Source organism: Paenibacillus filicis, assembly GCF_038070315.1.
Classification (GTDB): domain Bacteria; phylum Bacillota; class Bacilli; order Paenibacillales; family NBRC-103111; genus Paenibacillus_G; species Paenibacillus_G filicis.
On sequence record NZ_JBBPCC010000003.1, the window covers coordinates 1 to 19,110 of the forward strand.

13 protein-coding genes and 1 pseudogene are annotated in these 19,110 nt (G+C 56.9%); 5 read left to right on the top strand and 9 right to left on the bottom strand.

Features of this window, described 5'->3' with window-relative positions; translation table 11 throughout:
* Together WMW72_RS06345 and WMW72_RS06350 are read right to left on the bottom strand one after the other, a co-directional pair.
* Positions 1–2,675 (bottom strand): annotated as a pseudogene (locus WMW72_RS06345) (hypothetical protein); the annotation flags it as partial.
* Positions 2,676–2,811: 136 nt separating this feature from the next.
* Complete coding sequence (locus WMW72_RS06350; RefSeq protein ID WP_341414602.1) at positions 2,812–3,972, bottom strand: glycosyltransferase family 4 protein; 1,161 nt, start codon at positions 3,970–3,972, stop codon at positions 2,812–2,814.
* Between the two features lie 249 nt (positions 3,973–4,221).
* Between WMW72_RS06350 and WMW72_RS06355 the strand changes: the two genes are divergently transcribed.
* Positions 4,222–5,442, top strand: a complete 1,221-nt coding sequence (locus tag WMW72_RS06355) for an aminopeptidase (protein WP_341414603.1) — start codon at positions 4,222–4,224, stop codon at positions 5,440–5,442.
* A gap of 211 nt (positions 5,443–5,653) precedes the next feature.
* On the opposite strand, the gene WMW72_RS06360 is transcribed toward WMW72_RS06355, so the two are convergent.
* Together WMW72_RS06360 and WMW72_RS06365 are read right to left on the bottom strand one after the other, a co-directional pair.
* A complete protein-coding gene (locus WMW72_RS06360) occupies positions 5,654–10,558 on the bottom strand; it encodes an S-layer homology domain-containing protein (RefSeq protein WP_341414604.1) in 4,905 nt (1,634 codons plus the stop codon).
* Between the two features lie 448 nt (positions 10,559–11,006).
* Complete coding sequence (locus WMW72_RS06365) at positions 11,007–11,591, bottom strand: DNA-3-methyladenine glycosylase I (RefSeq protein ID WP_341414605.1); 585 nt, start codon at positions 11,589–11,591, stop codon at positions 11,007–11,009.
* A gap of 178 nt (positions 11,592–11,769) precedes the next feature.
* On the opposite strand from WMW72_RS06365, the gene WMW72_RS06370 reads away from it, so the two are divergent.
* The 4 genes from WMW72_RS06370 to WMW72_RS06385 all read left to right on the top strand — a co-directional run bounded on the left by WMW72_RS06370 (position 11,770) and on the right by WMW72_RS06385 (position 14,184).
* Positions 11,770–12,516 carry an EcsC family protein gene (locus WMW72_RS06370; RefSeq protein ID WP_341414606.1) on the top strand — a complete coding sequence of 249 codons (747 nt, stop codon included), beginning with the start codon at positions 11,770–11,772 and terminating at the stop codon, positions 12,514–12,516.
* An 86-nt stretch (positions 12,517–12,602) separates the two neighbouring features.
* Complete coding sequence (locus tag WMW72_RS06375; protein WP_341414607.1) at positions 12,603–12,773, top strand: DUF1328 domain-containing protein; 171 nt, start codon at positions 12,603–12,605, stop codon at positions 12,771–12,773.
* A 285-nt stretch (positions 12,774–13,058) separates the two neighbouring features.
* Positions 13,059–13,250 (top strand): DUF2188 domain-containing protein, encoded by a 192-nt coding sequence (locus WMW72_RS06380; protein WP_341414608.1) that lies wholly within the window; start codon positions 13,059–13,061, stop codon positions 13,248–13,250.
* Between the two features lie 61 nt (positions 13,251–13,311).
* Entirely contained in the window at positions 13,312–14,184 is an 873-nt protein-coding gene (locus tag WMW72_RS06385; RefSeq protein WP_341414609.1) for an SDR family oxidoreductase, read from the top strand.
* A gap of 84 nt (positions 14,185–14,268) precedes the next feature.
* Here the strand turns inward: WMW72_RS06385 and WMW72_RS06390 are convergent, their stop codons facing one another.
* From WMW72_RS06390 to WMW72_RS06410, 5 genes are all read right to left on the bottom strand, one after another.
* Positions 14,269–14,958: a response regulator transcription factor gene (locus WMW72_RS06390; RefSeq protein ID WP_341414610.1), complete on the bottom strand. Its 690-nt coding sequence runs from the start codon at positions 14,956–14,958 to the stop codon at positions 14,269–14,271.
* Positions 14,955–16,436 (bottom strand): sensor histidine kinase, encoded by a 1,482-nt coding sequence (locus WMW72_RS06395; RefSeq protein WP_341414611.1) that lies wholly within the window; start codon positions 16,434–16,436, stop codon positions 14,955–14,957. Before WMW72_RS06395 ends, WMW72_RS06390 begins: the two co-directional genes overlap by 4 nt.
* Before the next feature lie 5 nt (positions 16,437–16,441).
* Positions 16,442–17,191 (bottom strand): ABC transporter permease, encoded by a 750-nt coding sequence (locus WMW72_RS06400; protein ID WP_341414612.1) that lies wholly within the window; start codon positions 17,189–17,191, stop codon positions 16,442–16,444.
* Complete coding sequence (locus tag WMW72_RS06405) at positions 17,184–17,924, bottom strand: ABC transporter ATP-binding protein (protein WP_423227520.1); 741 nt, start codon at positions 17,922–17,924, stop codon at positions 17,184–17,186. Before WMW72_RS06405 ends, WMW72_RS06400 begins: the two co-directional genes overlap by 8 nt.
* Positions 17,925–18,056: 132 nt before the next feature.
* On the bottom strand, positions 18,057–18,998 hold the full coding sequence (locus WMW72_RS06410) for a hypothetical protein (RefSeq protein ID WP_341414613.1): 942 nt from the start codon (positions 18,996–18,998) through the stop codon (positions 18,057–18,059).
* Between the last annotated feature and the right edge of the window lie 112 nt (positions 18,999–19,110).

Here is a 19,110-nt window from a genome sequence, read left to right on the forward strand (position 1 = left end):
CCCCCAGCCAGCTTCGCTCCGGTTACACTCTGGTCCGCCACCTGTTCTGTATGCACAGAGCCTGCCGATAGATGCTCCGTTCTTACAGCCCCCCCAACCAGCTTTGCACCATTGACGCTCTGATCAGCCAACTGTTCCGTATTCACAGAGCCTGCCGACAGATGCTCTGTGTTTACTACCCCCTCAGCCAGCTTCGCACCTGTGACGCTATAGTCAGCCAACTGTTCCGTACGCACAGATCCTGCGGCTAAATGCCTCGTGCTTACGGCTCCCTCGGCCAGCTTTTCACGGGTAACAGTCTGGTCGGCCAACTGTTCCGTATGCACGGAACCTGCCGCTAGATGCCCCGTGCTTACCGCTCCCTGGACCAGTTTCTTACCCGTTACGCTCTGGTCCGCCAAATTCTTCTCTTGCACCAAGCCTGCCGACAGATGCTCTGTATTTACGGCTCCATCGGCGAGCTTCGCACCGGTTATGCTCTGATCGGCTAACTGTTCCGTCTGCACAGAACCTGCCAACAGATGTCGCGTGCTTATCGCTCCGTTAGCCAGCTTTGTACCTATCACACTTAGGTCAGCCAACTGATCGGAGTGCACGGAGCCTGTAGATAGATGTCCCGCGTTTACCGTTCCAATGGCCAGCTTCGCACCTGTGACGCTTCTGTCGGCCAACTGCTCCGTCTGCACGGAGCCATCGGATAGATGTTCCGTGCTTACGGCGGCACCAGCTAGTTTGGCACCCGTTACGCTTTGGTCCGCCAATTGCTCTTCCTGTACCGAGCCTGCCGCCAGCTTCTCGGTGCTCACCGTTCCGTCCGCCAGCTTGATACCCGTCACGCTATGGTCAGCCAACTGCCACGTCTGCACCGAATTCGCTGCCAGATGCTGAGTATTGATGGCTCCATTGGTCAAATGAACCGAGGTGACGGACTCCTCAGCCAGTTTATCCGCTGAGACCGACCCGCTCTCCAGCTTGTCGCGAGTCACCGCGCCTGTAGCCAGCTGCTGAGTCTTGATTGAAGCCGTCCCCATGTGCGCATGTTGAATCGTTCCAGGGGCCAGATGCTCGGCCAGTACTGCTCCCTTGCCTAACTTATCCGCCGTCACGCTACCTTGAGCCAGCTTGGCAGTCGTGACAGCCAAGTTCGTCAGCTTATCGGTGGACACCGATTCACTGGATATCTTGGACGTCGTCACGCTATGGTTGGCCAGATGCGACGTCAGCACGGCTGCCTCATGCACATGCTGGGACTGGACGGACCCGGAGGCCAGCTTCTCGGCCGTCACGGCGCGTTCGGCCAGCTTCTCGGCCGTCACCGCCTTCTCCAGGAGATGATCCGGGCCAACAGCCTTAGCTGCCAGATGTGCGCCAAGGATGCTCCGGTCGGTGATATGATCGGCGGTGATCGCCCCTCGAGATATATGCTCAGCCAGGATGGCGTGCTTGGTAAGCTTCTTGGGTGTGACGGCCTGATCAGCCAGCTTCTCCGTCGTAACCGACTGCTCGGCGATCTGCGGCGTCTGTACACTGGCTGCGGCCAGCTTATCTCCGGTCACAGAGCGGGATGCCAAGTGGCGTGCTTCCACAGCACCAGCGGACAGATGCCTCGCATCAATGGCAGATTCCTGTACATGGGCCGCCTGTACAGCGCCGTGAGCCAGCTTGGCGGCAGTTACCGCACCATCCTTCAAATGCACAGGCAGCACGGCCTGCTCGGTCAGATGCGTAGAGTCGATCTGCTTGGGAGTCAGGTGCGTACTGCGGATAAGTCCGCTGGACAAGTGCTCCGTGATGATCGCTCCCGGCTTAATCCGCTCCGATGAGACGCTCCAGGCAGCCAGTTTATCTTCGGTGACCGAGCCGTCTTCTAACTTGGAGGCTCCCACGGAGCCGTCGGCCAGCTTGGAGGCGGTGACCGAGTAATCGCGCAGCTTCTCCGTCGTGACAGACAACTCAGCCAGCTTAGAAGTGTTGACCGCCCCGTTGGCCAGACTTGACGTCTGGATAGCTCCGCTTTTAATTTTATCCGTCGTAATCGACTGGCTCTGCAGCAACTCGCCGGTAATGGCCTCTTCGGCCAGATGTTTGGTATGAATGGAATGTTCGGCAATTTTCATGGCATCTATCGTTTTGTCCGCCAGCTTCTCCGAAGTGATGCTGCCGTCCTGCAATTTATCCACGGAAATGGAAAGCGGTTGGATTTTTTCCGTTGTGACTGCTCCGTTGGCCAAATGCTCGGACGTCACAGCCCGCTGCGCAAGCTTTTGGCCGGTGACGCTTTGCGCAGCCAGCTTGCTGGCATCGACCGCGTAGTCTGCTAGATTATCGCGTTGTATGGTACCACGCCGTATACGGGTTCCGTCGACCGCATAACGGGCGATTTTTTCATGGGTTACGGCCTCATCCGCCAGATCATCCGTGTACACGACCGCCCCGCTGCTCCTTCTCGGCTCGGCCTGTGATTCCTGATATCCGTACTGTACAGCCTTCTCCTCTTTCACGTGCTCCAACACAGGCATGCCGCTTATGCTGGCTTCTTCCTGCGTGGGGTAGCGGCTTGCACCCGCGTCGTTAGCCTCCTCCAGCCAACTAAGCTCGTTGACCATGGAACGAATCCGCTTCGGCTGAAGCAATTTGGATTTTCCGGGTTCCCGGCGGCGGTTCTCCTTTTTCATCGGTGTTCCTCCTAATTTAACAATTCGCATCCAATCATTGGTAACATATGCATTCACCCATTTCATGGATAGCTGTCCCGTAAAATTAGGCGGTTCTCCCAAGCCCGTTTTTTCAGCCTGCCGGTTCAGAAACGGCTTAGAGACGCTCGCTGCGGAGAAGCTCCAGCCAGCGCCGGGCTGTACACTCCCAGGTGAAGCACTCCCTTATCCGCTGAGTGCCGCTCTCGCCGAACGCTCGCGCCCGCTCATGATCCAGCAGAAGTACAGAGATACGGTCAGCCAGTTCACGCACGGTGTCAGCAGGATCGACAGTGAAGCCAGTAATGCCCTCCAGCACGATTTCCGGCATCCCACCGGATCTGGTCGCCACTACAGGAACACCCGCCGACATCGCCTCGACGTTGACCAGTCCAAACGCTTCATGCCTTGCCGACGGCACAGCCAGCACATCGCCCAGACGGAACCATTCGTCAACCTCCTGATGAGACACATACGGTATGAACCGGACATTCGAGCGAAAGCCCTTGGCCATGGTACGCAAGCGCCTCATGTAAGGCGTGACGCGCCTAGATCCGTAGAAGGCGCTGCCGACTACCAGGAGCGTTGCATCGGGAACCCTGGCGATGATTTCCGGCATAGCTGCAAGCAGGTGATGCACACCCTTAATCGGAATCAGCCGACCCACATACAAAATGATCTTACGTCCCTCCAGCCCTTGCTTGGACAGAAATGCCTGACGCTGGGCGGCTCCCTCCGGTGTCCACCGGGAGACAAACCGTACCGGATCGACCCCCAGATGGTTGACCGCAATCTTGCCCTCCGCGCGCGGCGCCCTGCGGATCAGCTCCTCACGCAGATAGTGGCTATTCACGATGATCCGGTCCGCTGCAGCCAGACAGCGCCTCAATTCCTTCCTGCCCATATGAGGCCTCGAGATGAATGTGATGGAATGCAGAGACAGCCAGATGCGAGCCCGGGGATGCTTTCGCTTCAGTACCCGGACGAACCTGGGCCGGTTCTCCACCTGAATGACCTGTGGAGACAGCTTGCCCAACTGCCTGCTGATCGAGCGGATATAGGCCCGAGGCGACGGGGCCGGAACCCGTATATACTCGACGCCTCCCCTTCTCTCCTGGGGTGGCTGTCTGATGCCACGGCGACCGAGCACAGCCACTGCAACCCGTCCGTGCAGGCGGCGTGCCACCTCCTCGGCGACGATTTCTACCGAGCTGCTTTTGCCTGAAGGAACGGGAAATGAACCCGGCGTGATCACGGCGGCGTCCAGTCGGCGCTTCATGAGGCTCCCCTCCTCTTGGTTGGCTTACTGCCAGTGTATTCAGCGGGAAGCTGACGCGGATGGGCCTTTGCTCTCCATCACAGAACCAAACGCCGGCCAGGTTTGTAATCCAGGCTGGTAATCCGCATAATAAAGATACACAGGTGATTGGCGGTTCCAGGTGGACGAAGCTGTGAGTTTGCGGCTCGTCACTGGTTGCCTGTGAATACAAATATAATCAGGGCAGGTGATCTGCGCTTGAATCCATCCATGTTAACTGCAATCGAACGTTACGCCGAATTGGCCGTAAGTGTAGGGATTAATGTCCAGCCCGGGCAGACGCTGGTTATTCAGGCTTCGATCTATAACGCTGATTTCGTGAGGCTGATCGCCAGGAAAGCCTATGAAGCAGGCGCCAAGAACGTTCATGTCGAGTGGGATGACGATGAGCTGAAGCGAATGAAATATAAGATGGCACCCGACGAAGCCTTCGATGAATTCCCGGCCTGGAAGGCTCAAGGTTATACCGACATGGCCAGCAATGACGCTGCCTTCCTAACCGTCTATTCGCCGGCTCCCGATCTGCTGCAGGGTGTGAAGCCCGAACGGCTGGCTGCAGCCAGCAAGGCATACGGCACAGCCATGCGTCCCTATCGGGCGATGATGCAAGCCGGCCAGATCAGTTGGGCTATCGTATCGGCTCCTTCCCCGGCATGGGCCCGCAAGGTGTTCCCCGATGCCGAGGGAGAGGAAGCCGAACGGCTGCTATGGGACCATCTGCTGCAGGCAGCCAGGGCGTATGAGGCAGATCCGCTGGAAGCGTGGCGTCTGCATCTGGGAAGGCTGCGCAGCCATGTCGAGCGGATGAACGGCAAGCGGTATACCCGGCTTATTTACCGTTCTCCCGGTACGGAGCTAACGGTCGATCTCCCTGCCGATCATCAGTGGGTCGCCGGGGGCGTCCATAATGCCAAGGGAACCTTCTTCGTGCCAAACATCCCCACGGAGGAACTGTTCACCCTGCCGCATCGTGACAGTGCGAACGGCACGGTGTCCAGCACGAAGCCGCTCAACTGGAACGGCCAGGTGATCGACAAATTCACGCTTACGTTCAAGGACGGTGTGGTTACGTCATGCACCGCGGAGACCGGACTGGAGGCGCTGCAGAGGCTGATTGCCACCGACGCGGGAGCTGCCAGACTCGGGGAAGTCGCGCTCGTGCCGCAGGATTCGCCAATCGCCAATATGAACGTGCTGTTCTACAATACCGGACTGGATGAGAATGCATCCTGCCATCTCGCCCTGGGCAATGCGTACCCGCTGTGCATCGAGGGCGGATCGTCCATGAGCCGGGAAGAGCTGGATGCCCGAGGTGCGAACTCCAGCGTCGCCCACGTCGACTTCATGATCGGGACCGACCAGCTCGATATCGACGGCGTGCTGCCCGATGGCAGCGTGGAGCCTATATTTCGCCAGGGCAATTGGGCCTAGATCGGGCTTGGAACAAGTTCCGGCCATGCTCGGCAACAGCACCCTGTACGAGGAAGCATAAGCGAGCATCCATAGCAACTCTTCCACGGTCCTAAGTGAGCGGAATCGTTTAACAGTTGACACAAGCCTTCCAGGCAGCAAAGCAAAAAAGAGGTTAATTTGGGACGGTTGCATCCCGAGTTAACCTCTTTTTCCTTAACTGCGAAACATCCTAATTGATAAATCCGGCCTTCTGCAGCAGCCGCCGCAGTACAACCGTACCTTCCGCACGGGTAACGGTACCTGCTGGGACAAATGCTCCCTCTTCCCGTCCCTGCAGCAGTCCGGCCCCCACCGCTTGAGCCGCTGCTTCGCGAGCCCAGTCGGACACGCTGTCGCTGTCTGCAAAGCCAGCCAAAACTGCGGAGGACGAAGGCTCAGTCGTCCAGGCTCCCGTCCACTTCAGAGCGCGCATCGCCAGCACGCTCAACTGCTCGCGGGTGATCGCGTCATCCGGACGAAACTCGCCGTCTCGGAAGCCATCCACAAGTCCCGCCTGTACGGCAGCCCCGACGGCAGTCGCGTACCACGCATCGGTAGGGATGTCGCTAAACTCCGCAGCCGCTGTCTCCAGCCCGAGAGCCCGAGTAAGCAGAGCAACGAACTCGGCACGGGTCAATGTCCCTTCTGGCGAAAAGGAGTCTTCGGAGATCCCTTCTACAATCCCCTTCGACGCCAGTGTCTCGACTTCTTGCCTGGACCAGTGGTCGGCTAAGTCCGCGAACCGGACATCGGAGACAACAGCGGCATACGTGCCGCTGCTTCGATCCAGGATGACCGCTTTCCAGCTCTCTCCTCGGGCTTCGCTTTCAAAACGGCCCGGTACAAAGAGGAGACGGCCTGTTTCCGTATCCGCCTTGACGACGGCGGATGGGACGGGATCGCTCACTTGCCCGGGGACCTTGAGCACCCGCTTCGTGTAACTGCCCAGCTTGGGCAGCGTTTGCGACTTTTCTCCCGATTTCACTTCGATCCGAAATGAAACCGGAGTGTCCAGCAGCTTCATACCTTGGCGGACAGCCTGAGCGTTCAGCTCTGCCGCCTGTGCCGCTGAGGCCTGCTCGATGCGCAGCACCAGCTCAAAGTCATCCTGCTGGGGCAGCTTTCCCTGGAGCAAGCCGAGAGGCAGCTCGTAGGCTCCCAGATGGGATTCAACATACAGCAAGGTGCTTGGAGCGGCTCCTGCTACCTGGCGGATGATTGATCCCGGCCAGACGACGGCAGCAGACGATTCGCTGCCCGGTACTTCATAGCGCAGCTCTTGTCGGGACTGCCCGGCCAAGGCGGCAAATTCCTTCTTCAGCGCATCGGCACGAACGGTAACCACGGTCGTGCTGCGTCCGTCCGCTCCGGTCTGCTGCGAGACTGCGCTGCGCTCCAGGGAGGCTGAGGCTGTTGGACCGGGGTTGCCCGAACCGCTGCCGGAATCAGAGCCGGACCCGGAATCTCCATCCGTGCCAGAGCCTGAATCCGATACAAAGACCCGAACCTCCGCTGAGGCGCGATGTCCCTCATAGACCGCCCGGATCACGCTGGTTCCTTCCTTGAGCGCGGTCAGCTTCCCTGTCCGATCGACCTGGACCACAGCCGGCTCTGAAGAGATATAACCGGCAAGACCGGTCACATCCAGAACTGAACCCGCATATTCAGCCTTGGCGGACAGCTGACCCTGTGCTCCCTTGCGCAGGTCGATACGGCCGGGTACGAGCTGCAACGACTTGATGGCTTGGTCATCGCGAAGGACCGTAACCGTCTTCTCATTCGTCTTGAAGCCGTCTACCTTCACGACAACAGTTACCGCATTCAGACCCGGCTGCAGAGACAGATTCGCCTGAAAGCTGCCGTCCTGCCCTATGGGGGTGGCTGTGCCATTCACGGTGACCTCTGCCGTACCTGGACCGAGCACCTTCACGCTGCCGTCCAAGATCAGGTGCTCCGCTCCCGTTCGCAGCTGCTCGAAGGGCAGGAACCCGCTGAGCGCCGCAGCCCGGACCTGATCCCCGACCTGGTAGGCGTTTGCTACCCCTTGACGCTTAGTACGAGTACCCGAAGGGTCCATCGCGGATACGACAAAGCCTCCCTGAGGGATGACGCTGTTCGTTTCCTCGGGTTGCCCCCAGCTCCAGTTGATCGCCTGAGCCCGGTTGGCGACACGGGTCACACGGCCCGTGCTGTCCACGACAGCTTCGACACCGAACCTGCTATTGCCGGTCGAATAACCGAACTCCTCAGTCAGTACGCCGATGTTCCCTTCGATAATGCTGGCATTGTAATAGCTGCCCTCCAGGAAAGAGTCCGGCTGCCCCGGCAAGGAGATGCCGAGCTGGTAATCCTTCACATACGCCTGATCCTTCAGTGCCGCTCCAGCCACGGGCCAGTTGACCTGGGAAGCATCGAATAGCATCAGCCCATTGGTATGGGCAAGTCCGGCCTGGAATACCTCCCGCTGAAGTGCGGGCTCCTGCACATTCGTCATCGCGATGCCCGCGTACAAGGGCACCTCGCCATGTGTCACGATATTCCCCAGCGTCATGTAATGCTGAATCTCAGGCGCCGTCTTCTGGTAAGCACCGATCATGATGAAGTCCAGATTATTGACATACCCGCTCTCGTAATAACCGGCGGTGTACATGGCCGAGTCCTTCCAATTCAAGTGCTCGTCATACCGGAAATTCGGGCTGCCCCAGTGAACACCGTTTAAGTAATACGTTTCAAACCACGAGCCGACATAAGCGGATACTTCCACCTTCTTGCCCTTCTGCGCCGTATACCGGTCCGCCAGCTCCCTCACCTCGGAGGTGAAGCCCTTGATCGTCTTCGACCGGAATTCCCACCAGTCGTTAATCAGCGGGCCATCGACTCTAACATTGTTCACATAACGGAAGACATCCGCCGGCCAGTTCACCAGCTGCTTGCCGCGTGTCCCGAGGAAGGCTTCGAATTTCGCTTTCGTCAGATCGCTGAAATCCGCCGTCTCATTGTCATAGCGTGCCCGGTCCAGTACGACCCCGTCCACGTCATAATGCTGGAGTACTTCCTCGATCGTCTTCAGCTGAAAATCCCGTACCCCGTCATGGGACGGGTTAACGAAGGCCACAGCTCCCTGCTTGCCGGACTCGCGCAGCCGCTTGATCTGGCCGTTATCGGCTGCCGCATACACCCGCTCCTCCCAATCCAGGTGATCATTCAGCACCGCATACTCCCGGCTCGTGATGGAGCCTTCGGCAAAGATATTGAACGCTGCATGAATATCAAGCCCTAGCTCCCGGCTATACTTGACAAATTCTTCAAGCAAATCCAGATCAGGATTGGAGCCTGCTTTTTCCGGCGCCTGAATCATACTGACATACGGGCGCTGCGTCAGCGTACTCTTCTTGTAAGACACGAAGCCCTCGACGCCCTTCACATCGAGCACGACCGAGGTGACACCATGCTCCTTGGCCGTTTGCAGGAATTGCCGCACATGAGCACTTGTCTTGAACTTGCGAGCATTGGCCGCCTGATCGACCCACAGGATGACCTTCTTGTCCGAAGTAAAGCCCGGACGGCTGAACACGACCACACTCTTGGCGTCCTGCGCCTTGCCGTCGCGGGTCACGGCCAGATCCACGTAATTCACGCCTGCCGATAACGGGTGCTCCGTACTGAAGCGTCCGTCCGGACTGATCGGGACTGGGATGCCGTTCACGGTTAGCTGCAGGCGAGAAGCATCCGCAAAGTTACTGATCGAGCCGGAGAGCACGGTGGAAGGCTTCGTTTCCGTGTACATCGCATATTGGTCCAGGGTCAGTCTAGCCGTTGGACCGTTCGCATTCATCAGATCCCTTACGGGTACGACCAGTCCGTTCTTGCGAAGCTTGATGGTGTCGCCAACCTTGAAATTCACAGCCAGATATTTCTTAATGTTCTGGGTCGCATAGCTCGTATCCTGCGCAACTAGGAGATAGCCTCCCGGCGGAATGACCAGCTCTGTCGGTCCCGACCAGACTGGAGGCTGACCGCCTATGGACGGGTTTACGACCTGTAGTACCTTGTTCGCAGCGTCGACCTGGACTGCCACGTTGAAGGCCGGGACCATAATAGGCATCCCCCAGTCGTTCGTAAATAACGCAAGGGTATTCTCGATGCCGTTGATCTCGCGATCGATGTCGTTGATCTCATGACGAGGCCCTTCCACGCTGATCGTAATATCGATCGGAGCCGCCTCCACCTCAATCATGCCGGCGGGGGGCTGCGAGGAGTTATAGGTCACGGTAACTGTGGAGACCGCGACTGCTGTTGCACCCTTGAAGAGCTGGATGGCAATAGCATTGGCTCCAGCCAGCAATTGCACGGTGCTTTGGAAGCTCCCGTCCGCCTTCACCGGCGCCTCGGTACCATTCACCGTCACCCGGATGCCTTGTCCGGCTGCATACCCGGTCACCCGACCGGCTACGGTGAACGCAGGCGAGGTAACTGTCGTTCCCGAAGGAGTCTGCAGCTGCAGACCGGGATCGGGGCTAAGAAAGTCTTCGGCGTGCACGATATCACTCCCCCTATGCAGGGTAAGGAGATCGCCTGCTTTGAAATGCTCGAATAACGGCTTCCTGTACACGGAAGTCCCCCAGGAGGAGTCATTGGCCAGCAGGACGTAGCCACCTTCTGGAATCGGCAGCTGCTGACTCTCTTCCCAGCCCGTTCCCGTCACAGGGATCGTCGTCGGACCGATGACACGGCTCACCCGGTCATACTTGTCGACCGCGATGGCGACGTTCGTCTTCTTGATATATACCTCATGCGGACTGGAGCTGTTGGTCACCTGCGCCCCGCTGGTGAATAAGGCGACGTAGTTATTTTTTTGCGGAGCGGCATCGACATTGATGTTGATCAGGTTCACCGGAAGCTGGAATTGTCCGTCAGCCAACTGCACATACACAGCCTCCGTCACTCCGGACGCCGTGATCGCAGCGTGCTGTGAGGCACCTGCTCCCTCTCCATCGCCTGGTGCCGAAGCTCCTGCCAAAGCCTGGGGAAATAAAGTAAAAAGCATCATGACGATCATCAGCGTGTTCCATCTGGACAGCAACATGTTTTTCATCAACGGCTCCTTTCTTCAGTCGAAACTAGCCAAACCGGAAGCAGCAGGCAGTAAGAAGCCGCTCGGCAGTGGGGCGGAAGTTCTCTCTGTGAACCCCATAGTCGGCGAGGTCCTCTGTCTGCTCTGTAACCTGTGAAGCCATTCTTCCCTAGCCTAAGGCACCTCCTCACATCAGCACGCCAACCTTCGGATTCAGGGCTTGATGGCTGCTTGGTCCTCTATTTACAGTAACACAGGGCTCATATGGGCAATACTGGAATACTATTACTATTTCTGGTACTCTAATTGCCGTTACACTCCGGAAAGAACTGAAGTGAAGCTTGGGGGCCATACGGGTTACGGAGAAGGAAGTATATGGTAAGCAAATGGAATAAACGAGAACCGGGGTCAATCGCGGGAGAGAATAATTGGAGAGGATGAACGTTCTGAAATAAAAAAGAAGGGGGCATCAAGCCTCCCCTTCTCCTGCTGCAGCCAGCTCCGCATAGAGGAAGCAATCGGCTGTATGGTCCATCACCATGCCTGTCGCCTGCATGAAGGCGTAGCAAATCGTCGATCCGACGAACGTGAAGCCGCGCTTCTTCAGTGCCTTGCTCATCGCCTCGGATTCCGGCGTGCTGGCCGGTACATCACGCAGTGCAGCACGATGATTCACCTTCGGAGCCCCGCCGACGAAGCTCCAGATATACCGGTCGAAGCTGCCGAATTCGGCTTGTACCTGCAGAAAGGCGCGGGCGTTTTTGACCGCTCCAGCCAGCTTCAGCCGGTTGCGGATCAATCCCGCATCGGCAAGCAGCTCGGCCAGCTTGCGCTCTCCGTACCGGGCGACCAGAACAGGATCGAAGCCGTCGAAGGCCTCGCGGTAACGGTCTCTTTTTTTCAAGACGGTATACCAGCTAAGGCCTGCCTGGGCTCCCTCAAGGATCAGCATTTCGAACAGCTGGCGGTCGTCGTGTACAGGCACGCCCCATTCCTTGTCATGATATTCCAAGTACAACGGATCATCGTTGACCCATCCACAGCGGCAAATCATTGCATCCGACTCCTTTTCATACGCTTAGGGTACACGCACCTGCTTCTATCCATCTAGCATATCATAGTTTAATAGCCGGGGGGTGCCGATCTTGTACCCGGGATGCATACTTTGCTTCCAAGCTGCGTATCAACTACCATAAGCTTGTTGGAAATGTGTAACCTGAGGGGGGCATCCGATGAACGACCGATATACGATTTATGAGCAGCAAACCGCGCGTGCGCTGATTCGCTGGGAGAAGGAACTGCTGAAGCCTCCCGGGATGCTGGAGAAGACATCCCGGGCCGTCCAGTCCAAGGTCAACCAGGTGATTCCCGAGAAGGTGCACGCCGCCATTACGGCTGCCGTCAAGGGGATTGTCCAGACGGCCTTGTTCACGATGGACTATACGCCCAAAACAGCTCCGCTTACGGACCTGTCTCTAGCCCTGCGCGATGCACGCGCCGAAGAATTGCTCAGCTTCTACAAGAAGCTTGCCGCTGCGGAAGGAGCCGGGGCGGGTGCCGGCGGACTGCTGCTCGGACTGGCAGACTTTCCGATCCTGATCGGCATCAAGATGAAATTCCTATTCGAGCTGGCTCATGTCTACGGACATTCTACACGGGATTACCGGGAAAGACTGTACATCCTGCATATCTTCCAGCTTGCCTTCTCCAGTCAAGAGAAAAAGCCGATGCTGCTGAAGACACTGGAGGAATGGCCCGAATATGCCCGGACCTTGCCTCCCGGTGAAGCCGTAGGCGAGCAGATCAACTGGAGGCAGCTTCAGCAGGAATACCGCGATACGATCGATTTCCGCAAGCTGCTGCAGCTCGTTCCCGGCATCGGAGCCGTCATCGGCGCCTGGGCGAATTACGGGCTGCTAGAGGAGCTTGGCCAGACCGGAATGAACACTTACCGCATGCGCTGGCTGCAGGAGCTTTGATTCACCGCCGCCTATCCCGGGTAAACCTATACCAAGACAAGCTAACAACATTCAGCCTACGGGCCCTGGAGAGGCGGTTGACTTTTATGCTGAAATACTCGATGCTCTTCCTGATCATTGCGATCGTCGCAGGTATTTTTGGCTTCGCCGGCATTGTATCGGCGGCGGCCGGGATCGCCAAGGTGCTATTCTTCATCTTTATCGTCCTGTTCCTTATCTCTTTCCTGATGGGCAGAGGCTCGAAAACCAGAGTATAGCCAGGCTTATGCCATCCTACACATGAACCTTGGAAAGACGGCTCCTTCTGCCCGCGGGCGGAGGAGCCGTTTGTCATATCCCGGCACGTTCAGCCCTGCGGATAAGTGCTGCTGCGGCAGTTAGTGTGACAAGCCGCTCGTTTGCAGCCCTAATCGGAAAGCCTGTAAACGAGCATCTCAAGCGACTTTTCTCATGCTGGAGGGTCCGGCTTATTGTTTCGCCTCCCGCTCGAACAGGTAATATACGTACAGGTTTTCCAAATCCCACAATGAGAGGTGATGGTGATGCCTTGGACCAAGAGAGACTATCCCCCATCGATGAAAAATCTGGACGAGCGCGTGCGGAACAAAGCGATCGAAATCGCCAACGCCCTGCTGGAAGACGGGTACGAGGAGGGCCGGGCGATTGCGATCGCCACCGCCCAAGCGAAAGAATGGAATGAGCATCATCCTGAGCAGGATAGCGACTCGAAATAGACGCGTGCAGATCCAATGTGGCTAAGAGACTCATCACCTCAAGCAAAGGAGAGAGTAACCCATGAGCGTAACGACGAAGGATAGGAAACAGACCCTGCCCCCGCAGCATCAGGACCGTCAGCCCGGATTGGAAAGCGAGATGAAGCCGAAGCCCGTGGCTGTCGACCGCACCTACCGGGGCAGCGGCAAGCTGCAGGGCAAAGTCGCTCTGATTACCGGCGGGGATAGCGGCATCGGCCGCGCGGCAGCCGTCTGCTATGCGGCGGAGGGCGCCAGTCTCGCGATCATCTACCTCGACGAGCACGACGACGCCAAGGAAACGAAGCGGCTGATCGAAGAGCAGGGCAGCGAGTGCCTGCTGATCGCAGGCGACATCGGCGACGCCGCGTTCTGCCAAGACATCGTTAAGCAAACCGTTGATCGCTTCGGACAACTGGATATCCTGGTCAACAATGCGGCCGAGCAGCATCCGCAGCAAGGACTTGAGGATATCTCGCAGGAACAACTGGAGAAAACGTTCCGCACGAACATCTTCTCCATGTTCTATCTGACCAAGGCGGCCCTGCCTCAGTTGAAGGAAGGCTCGGCCATTATCAATACAACGTCGGTGACGGCATACCGCGGGCATCCGGAACTGCTCGACTACGCTTCGACCAAGGGAGCGATCGTCGCCTTCACCCGCTCGCTGTCGCAGAATCTGATCGAGCAGGGCATCCGCGTGAATGCCGTCGCGCCGGGTCCGATCTGGACGCCGCTGATCCCGTCCACCTTCGACGCGGAGAAGACAAGTGAGCACGGTGCCTCGTCCCCCATGAAGCGGCCCGGCCAGCCGGAGGAACTGGGTCCAGCTTATGTGTTCCTAGCCTCCGACGACTCCTCGTACATGGCCGGTCAGGTGCTGCATCTGAATGGCGGAGAGATTATTAACGGCTAACGGCATGCCAGTCAACGACAAAAACCTCGCCATGATTAGGCGAGGTTTTTTCTAGGTATGGCGCGTTGGAAAGGGCCGTTATCATCAGATCCGGAACCGGTACCCGGCTCCCCAGATCGTCTCGATGTATTGCGGGTTCGACGGGTCCTGCTCGACCTTCTCCCGGATCTTGCGGATATGGACGGTGACTGTGGCGATTTCGCCGATGGAATCCATGCCCCACAGATGATCGAACAGCTGCTCCTTGTTGAACACCCGGTTCGGGTTCGACGCCAGAAAGGTCAGCAGATCGAACTCCTTGGTTGTGAACACGACCTCTTGATCATTCACAAATACCCGCCGGGCTGTCTTATCGATCAGCAGGCCCCGGATGCGCACCTCGTCATTCTTCGATTCGCGTTTGCCCATCAGCCGGTCGTAGCGGGCCAGATGCGCCTTCACCCGGGCGACCAGCTCGCCTGGGCTGAAGGGCTTGATGATGTAATCGTCGGCACCCAGACCGAGGCCGCGGATTTTATCGATATCTTCTTTCTTGGCGGAGACCATCAGGATCGGAATATCCTTCTCGCTGCGGATGCGGCGGCAAATTTCAAATCCGTCGACCTTGGGCAGCATCAGATCCAATATGATCAAGTCATAATCCTGGCTAAGGGCGCGCTGCAGCCCTGTATCCCCGCTGATCTCGATATCCGCCTCAAAACCGTTGATTTCCAGATAATCTCTCTCTAGCTCCGCGATGCTCTGTTCATCTTCTATGATCAAGATCCGGCTCATGCTCGCTTATCCCCCTGCTCCCGCTGATGTAGAGGCAAGGCCAGGTAAACCGTCGTTCCCCGGCCCACCGTGCTTGTCGCTCCGATCCGTCCTCCATGCTCTTCCATAATCTGCTTGGCAATAGCGAGTCCAAGCCCGCTTCCGCCCGTCGCCGTATTCCGGGATGGGTCGGCTCGGTAAAACCGGTCAAAAATATGCGGCAAGGCCTCCTCCGGGATTCCCTGCCCGTTGTCTTCTATGTGAATGACGGCCATGCCGTCCATTTCCTGCATCGCCATGCGGATCGTACAACCCGATTTGTCACTGTATTTGATGGCATTCTCGATGACATTCAACAGTACGCGCTTGAGCTTTTCACGGTCGGCCTGAACAAGCAGCTTTTTCTCCGGGAGCTCGCGCAATCCGAAGTCGACGCCTTTCTTTTCCATATCGAATTGCAGCTCCTGAGCGCAATCCTGCAAGTACCCGCCCAAATCCACCGTTTCGAATTGAAAAGGCACTTTCCCCAAATCCAGCTTGGAGAACAGAAACAGCTCATCGATCAGCCGGTCCATATCGACCGCTTTATTGTAGATGGTTTTCACATAACGGTCCAGCTTATCGGGCGAATTGGTCACCCCATCCATGATGCCTTCGACATAACCTTTAATCGCCGTCACCGGTGTCTTCAGATCATGCGAGATATTGGAGATCAGTTCCTTGCGGTTTTCTTCATACTGGAGCTGCAGCTCCACCGATTGCTTCAACCTCTGCCTCATCTCTTCAAAGGCCCGGCTAAGTTCGCCGATCTCGTCATCGGACTGAGGCACGACCCGGAAGTCAAGATTGCCTTCCTTGATTTCTTCCGCCGCACGCTTGAGCGCCTTCAGCGGACGTATAATGCTGCGGGATACCACGTAGGTCAGTACGCCGTTGGTCAGAATCAGAATGAAAATAAACGCGAAGAATACGGTTGTGGAAAACCGGTGTAAATATTTCTGAAACGGACCGCCGTCGAGAAAGATAAAGGCCGACCCCTTCTCCTGATCGGAGAACAGAAAGTCCTCTTGATGGGTGATCCACAGCGAACTCTTGTTATGCTGAAATTTGCCTGGAGCCCCGCCATAGGCAGGAAGCATAGACTTGTTGCGGTCGTCCGTCTCCCTCACCGTAGGAGATGCATAAGTGATCTCTTCACCCTTGCGGATAATCAGGCCCATGTTAATCTTATGCAGCCTGTCTTCCAGTCCGCGCAGGAAGCTGGGGTCGAGAAACTGATCGGGGTTTACTTCCGCCCTCGCCTTGATATACGCGGCGGTATCCGCTTCCTCATCCATGACCCGCTGGATCGGGTTGCCCCTGGAGAAGTCGACCTGAAAGACCGACGTGAGGCTGCCCAGCGTAGCCACGCCGATCAGGATGACGGCCAGTACCGAAAGAGCCAGCGGTACAACAAGCATCGCGATGTAGGAAAGCACCAGCCGTAAGCGAATGGACATCCCGATCAAATCTCCTTTTTATCGAATACGTAAAAGCCTGCTGTAAAAAACAATATACTACACGCTGCCAGAAACATAAAGATACTAGTCAGTTTGCTCCCGGCCAAAGAGCCGCTAAGCCAGAGCATATGCCAATCCGTATACGCAGTCGGCGAATACGTGGCGAGCTGCGGTAGGAAGAACGCCATTACCTTGAACGCCACATACAATAGCAGACTAACCGTCAGCGCCGTGCTGCTGCTGGAGAAGAACTGGGCCAAGAAGGTTGCGGCGATACTCAGCACGATCAACGGGACTATAGCTGCCCCATAGGCGAGCAATCCGTCCAGGATCATTCCTATCCCTGAGGTTTGCTGGAAAAGCAGCGCCGACAAGGTGGAAGCGAGCAGTCCTGCGACCAGATACAGCGCGATATACAGCGCCAGAGCCAGCTGCTTAGAGGCAAATACTTTGAAACGGCTGACAGGACGGGTTAGGACGAGCTTCAGCGTACGGTCGCCTTGTTCACCTGAGAATACGTCGGCCGCCCCCATGAACACGAAGAGCGGGAGAAACACCATCGTGAACAAATTGAGCATCAGGATCGGAAAATCCCTAGAGGCGATCGCTCCAATCCCTATGCCGCTTTGGAAGCGGGAAAGCAGGATGCCTGCCGCTACCGGCAGCACGATCATCACCGCGAGGAAGAACAGCGTTTTCTTCCGTGAGGCGAGCTTGATGGTTTCATTCCATACACCCGCCGTTATACTAGGCATGAGCGGCAAGCCTCCTGACATCTTCGATTTCCCGTAAATACGCCTGTTCTAGCGTACCGCCCTCTTCCCGCAGTTCTGCGACAAGACCTTCCCGTACAAGGCGTCCCTGATGAAGAATACCGATCCGGTTGCACATCAGTTCCATCTCGTGGATGAGATGGCTGGAGATCAGGAACGTGATCCGCTCTTCCCGGGCCAGCCGGACGATGATTTCCCGAATCTGTACCATCCCCTCGATATCCAGGCCATTGGTCGGCTCATCGAGTATAAGCAATTCCGGCTTGGAGAGCATCGCGGCCGCCAGTCCGAGGCGCTGCTTCATCCCGAGTGAATACCCGGCGACCTTCTCATTCTGATAAGGCGCGAGGCCTACAATGTCCAGCACCTCGTCGATACGCTGCCGGCCGATGCCGGGGTAAAATCGCGCGGCCAGCTCCAGGTTGCGCCTGGCGCTCATATACGTATACGCCTCCGCAGTCTCGATCAGCACGCCGACCTTGGCCATTGCCTCCTCGTAATGCGTCTTGACCGAATGGCCGAACAGCCTGACTTCGCCCCGATCCGCCCGGCTTAGTCCGGTCATGATCTTCATAACCGTCGTCTTGCCTGCGCCGTTGGGACCAAAGAAGCCGTAGATATCCCCTTGTTCGACCGTGATATTCACGTCCTCGATCCCCCGCTGATTGCTGAACTTTTTCGTAAGCTGCCGGATTTCCACGACAGACTTCATCATAACCCGCCCCTTGCCGGAAGAAGATAGGGAGGTGAAATGGCTGTGCATTTCGCCTCCGCCCGTTTTGCTTATTTGATCAGGCAGATTGCCTGTTGGTGTTATAGATTCTGTCCCATGCTTGCTTTCTGCTTGTTATTCGTTCTTGCCGCCCCAACGCTTATGGGACAGCTCATCCAGCTTCACGTTCTCCACTTGCTTGCCTGTCAGATCCACCTTATCCGGCGTCGTGCTGTTCAGACTGGAAAGTGCCATGTCTACGTTAAGTACGATATCATGAGCAGCACCTTGGTCGTCCTTGCCCGAGATGCGGATTTCCGCCGATTGGTTGGTAATATGATTATCCGCATCGACCGTAGCATTGACCTCGACCGCGTCCATCTTGATATCGCCTGTTAAGTGCGGCACGCTGTTGCGGATCGTCTGCAGATCAATGCCGAACGTATCGGCTTTGGCCGGCAGCGGGCGCTGGCTGGCTTGTTCCGATGTGCCATGCTTGATGGCCAGCGAGCCAATCGCATTCACGACTGCAGGAATTTGACTGCCGGACAGCTTGAAGTGAATGTCCTTCACATTACCGGCTCCCTCATTCATCGTGACATAGTCTTTCAAATTGCCGACCAGTGCATCCACCACATTCTCTACTTCCTGGATCGTTTGCGGATCAGGCGTATGTCCGCTTCCCTCGCGGGCATGCTTCTGCTTGCCTTGCTTGTCTCCAGCCTCCAGCACCTTGTACACGTCCGAGTCGTCCGTCTTCACAATTTGCTTGCCGTCCTGGTTGTATAGGTACACCTTCTGCGTCTCGGTTCCGCTCGTGACCGCAACCTCTGCGCTGCCGGAACGGTTGCCGGTATCCTGCTTGACCGTGGACTTCACTTGAAGCAATGAATTTCCGTTATCCTTGACCGACACATCCACCAGACGGGTTACATTGTGAACGGTCGCCGTCTGCTTGACGGCAGATTTCAATGCTTCATAGCCTGGAGCTTCGCCGACTCCCGCATATACGCTCGTCACCAGCATCATACCGCCAACCGCCACACCCAATCCCATCATCGTCAGCTTCTTATTCATCTCTTTGCCTCCGCTAAGCCTCTGGCTTAAATTTGGACAGCGTCTCCGCTTCCATAGATCCATCTTAGCCTGCGGCGGTTAACTGCCTCTAAAGCAGTTATAAAAGCCAGGT